The sequence below is a fragment of the Actinotalea sp. genome, assembly GCF_041597215.1.
Classification (GTDB): domain Bacteria; phylum Actinomycetota; class Actinomycetes; order Actinomycetales; family Cellulomonadaceae; genus Actinotalea.
In genome coordinates this window covers 1-3,297 of sequence record NZ_JBFHHB010000299.1, presented here as the reverse complement: position 1 = coordinate 3,297, position 3,297 = coordinate 1, and the positions used below count along the sequence as shown (strand labels likewise).

The following is a 3,297-nucleotide window of genomic DNA, read 5'->3' as shown; positions in this document are numbered from 1 at the left end:
GCCTCGGCGAGCCACTGCTTCGCCGTGCCCTCGCGGTTGCGGGCGGCCGCGACGGGGAAGGCGAGCAGCAGCAGGGCGACGGAGATCGCCACGGGGACGCTGGCCGCCCCGATCGCGAGACCGAGGCCGCTCGTCCCGCTCGTCAGCTGGGCCCAGAGGAACCAGGCGTCGAAGACCAGGAACCCGACGACGACGGAAGCGAGCACCCCGAGCGGCAGCGTGCGCCGCCAGGTGGCCGCGAACTCGCGGAAGGTCGAGGTGAACACCGTCGTGGAGTCCTCCCGCAACCAGCCGTCCAGGGAGCGCGCGACGGCCACGGCCGCCGGCAGGGCCGTGACCAGGGGCAGCGCGAGGAGGAAGCCCGCGACCCCGGCGAACGCGAGGTTCGCGGGGTACGTCAGGATCCTCAGGGTCGTCTGCTCCCAGCCCTTGCCCGGCTCGCGGCGTCCCGTGCGGCTCATCAGCTCACTCCGTCAGGTCGGTGCGCGCGGCGAAGCCCGCACGCTTCACGTCCGCCCGGTCGAGGGACGTGACCCCAGCCTGCAGGTGGATGGCGACGACCTCGTGGCGGCCCGCCGACTCGATCGTCACGAGTACCTCGTCGCCGTCACATGTCGCGGTCGCGGTCGGCTCGTCGTGATCGTCCCAGCCGGCCGGCACCAGGACGGTGACGAACCGCGCGGTGGTCGTGGCCTGCGTCTCCCGCTGGAGCGTGTACTGCACGCTCTCCATCTCCAGGCCGGGCGTCGAGGCGGTCGGGTTGGCCTGCACACCGGTCCGCACGACGCGGTCGTCCGTCGCCGTCGCCGTCGCCGTCGGGGCGAGTGCGCGTACGTGGAGGACTCCCGGACCGGCCGGTGCCGTCCACCGGCCGTCGCCCCCCGGCTGTGCGGGGTTGTCGGTCTGCAGCAGCCAGGTCCAGCGCCGCGGGGTGGCGGCCGCGAGGTCGTCCACGATCACCAGATGCCCGGCGGGGGACATCACCAGGTGGCGGCGCACCCGCTCGATGCCGAGGGCGGGTGCGTACATCCGGCTGCACTCGCTGACGCCGTGCAGCCACCCCTCGGCGAGCGTCGTCGTCAGCATCTCGGCCGTCCGCTCGACGCCGAGACCCTCGAAGATGTGGTACCGGTTCTCGTTGTCGAAGCCCTGCCCGTCCACGAGCACGGCGTTGTGGTGCTCGGTGCGCTTGCGCGAGGAGTAGCCCTCGTCGATCGCCAGGTACGCGCCCTTGCCGAGCAGGACGAAGGTTCCCGAGTCGGGGTGGTGGTGGCCGGCGTTGAGGGTGGTCCAGCCCTTCTCGTCCTGGATCCGGTGGCCGGTGTCCCATGCCTTGTGCCCACCGCCCGGGGCGGACTTGAACGAGACGAGCGTCGCGTCCGGTTCCCAGGAGGTCCGGCCGACCAGGAGACCGAGGTCGGGGAAGAAGGCGCTCGTCGGGACGCCGGTGAGGTCGGCCGACGGCGCGCTCGGGTCGAACCAGAGCAGCTCCTGGTACGCCTCGGGGCGCACGCCGGGGCGTACCCCGCTCTCGTAGGCCTCGCGCCAGAAGAACTCGCGGGCGACCTTCTCGCCGAGCCACTGCGCCTGCGGGATCCGGTACTCCGCCGCGAGCTTGTAGTACAGCGCGACGCAGTGCCCGCTGCGGCGGTCGTGGCAGTCGCCGTGGTCGACGATGCGCTCCAGGTCCGGAGCCGCCTGGTGCAGGCGGTACCAGAAGGTCTCGCGCAGGTACGACGAGCGAGGGAACCAGTCGATCCCCTCGGCGGCCTTGAGCACGTCGAGGTAGCTGACGATCCACGGGACGCCGTAGCGCCAGTAGACGACGCCCTCGTTGTTGGACCCGTCGTCGTTGAGCATCGACAGGACGGTGTCGAAGTTCTGCTTGGCGCGTTCGGTCCAGGCCTCGGCCTCGGGGTGCTCGGCGCGCAGCACGTAGCCCGCCGTGGCGAGCCCGGCGTAGCAGATCCAGTTGTGGTTCTGCCAGTACGAGGACGACCACCAGCCGCCCTCGGTCTCCAGCGCGAACTCGTACATCCGGCTGCCCTGGAGGATGAGCTTGTCCCGCAGCGCGGTGCGCTCCTCCTCGGGGAGCGCATGGCCGGCCCAGGAGTAGGCGAGGCCCAGCCCGTGCAGCAGCCAGGCCGCGTCGAGGTCGTGGTCGGGCATGTGCGCCTTGCCCCAGTGCGGGAAGGAGACAGGGGAGGCGAGGTACCTCCGCAGCTCGGTGAGGTAGTGCTCCTGCCCGGTGATCCGGTACGCCAGGGCGAGGTTCGCCGATGCCGAGCCGAAGTACGTCACCGAGGCGTTCGGTGGTTCCAGCGGGAGGACCTCGCCGCGCAGGCGCTCGCACTCCTCCAGGAGGCGGCGCAGCTGCGGGCGACGCACGCCGTGCAGCTCGCTGCGCAGCTCGTCCTCGCGGCCCGCGAGCAGGAGGGGGCCGGTACGGATGGTCGTCGCGGTCATCGGGCCACCTCGTGCTCGGTCGTCGTGCCGTCGGTCAGGTGGATGCGCACGCCGAGCAGGGCGCTGCCCGAGCCGTCCGAGGTCCCGTCCTGCGCCGAGGTCAGCAGCTCGACGTCGGCAACCCTCGCCGCGCCGACGCAGTACACCGAGACGAAGCAGGCAGAGCTGCCGCGCACGGTCCAGTCGCCGACGGTGCGCAGGGCGGCTGGGTCGTCCGAGGGGCCGCGGCCGGGGCGCGCCACGAGGGCGCTCGCGGTGGTCGCCCGGTGGACGCCGTGCAGCTCCCGTCCCTCCGGGCCGTGCCAGAGGGTGCGCCAGCCTCCGTCGGTCGCCCTGATCTCGAGCGGGACCGCCGGGCGCAGCGCGAGGGTCAGGTCCCGGTCGAGCGGCCCTCCGGTCGGGGCGCCCGGCCCGGGGGCGGCGTCCCCGCGGTGCTTCCCGCCCGAGGTGCTCGGCTCGGTGACACGGACGGTCACGACATCGAGGAGGTAGGTGGCCGTCTGCACGAGCTCCCGCGTGGCATGCGCGCCGTCGAGGGCCGCGCCGGAGCCGGCGAGGACGCGATCGACCCCGCCTGCGGGATCGAGCTCGAGCAGGTCGACCGTGCCCGTCGTGGGCTGCTGGTCCTGGTCGTCGACGCGCACGGTCGGGTGAGCCTGCGTGCGCGAGTAGTAGCCGCGTCGCAGCGGACTGCCGTACGGCGGGACACCGGGGGCGGGCTGCCAGGCGACGCCGTCCCCGTAGAGGTAGAGCCCGAGCTTGTCGAGGTGTCCGTGCGAACCGCCGTGCGGGCCGGCGTCGAGGATCGCCGTGAGCGTCTCGGCACGGTCG

The 3,297-nt window shown here is 72.9% G+C and carries 3 protein-coding genes; all 3 read right to left on the bottom strand.

The genetic code is table 11. The features are described 5' to 3' along the window. Positions 1 to 461 (bottom strand): DUF624 domain-containing protein (locus tag ABWK99_RS14965; RefSeq protein ID WP_372595492.1); only part of this gene is annotated, 461 nt, incomplete at its 3' end. A 4-nt stretch (positions 462 to 465) separates the two neighbouring features. After that, a complete protein-coding gene (locus ABWK99_RS14960; RefSeq protein WP_372595491.1) occupies positions 466 to 2,466 on the bottom strand; it encodes a DUF4962 domain-containing protein in 2,001 nt (666 codons plus the stop codon). Next, on the bottom strand, positions 2,463 to 3,297 hold an 835-nt coding region (locus tag ABWK99_RS14955), incomplete at its 5' end, for a heparinase II/III family protein (RefSeq protein ID WP_372595490.1). The genes ABWK99_RS14955 and ABWK99_RS14960, both read right to left, overlap by 4 nt.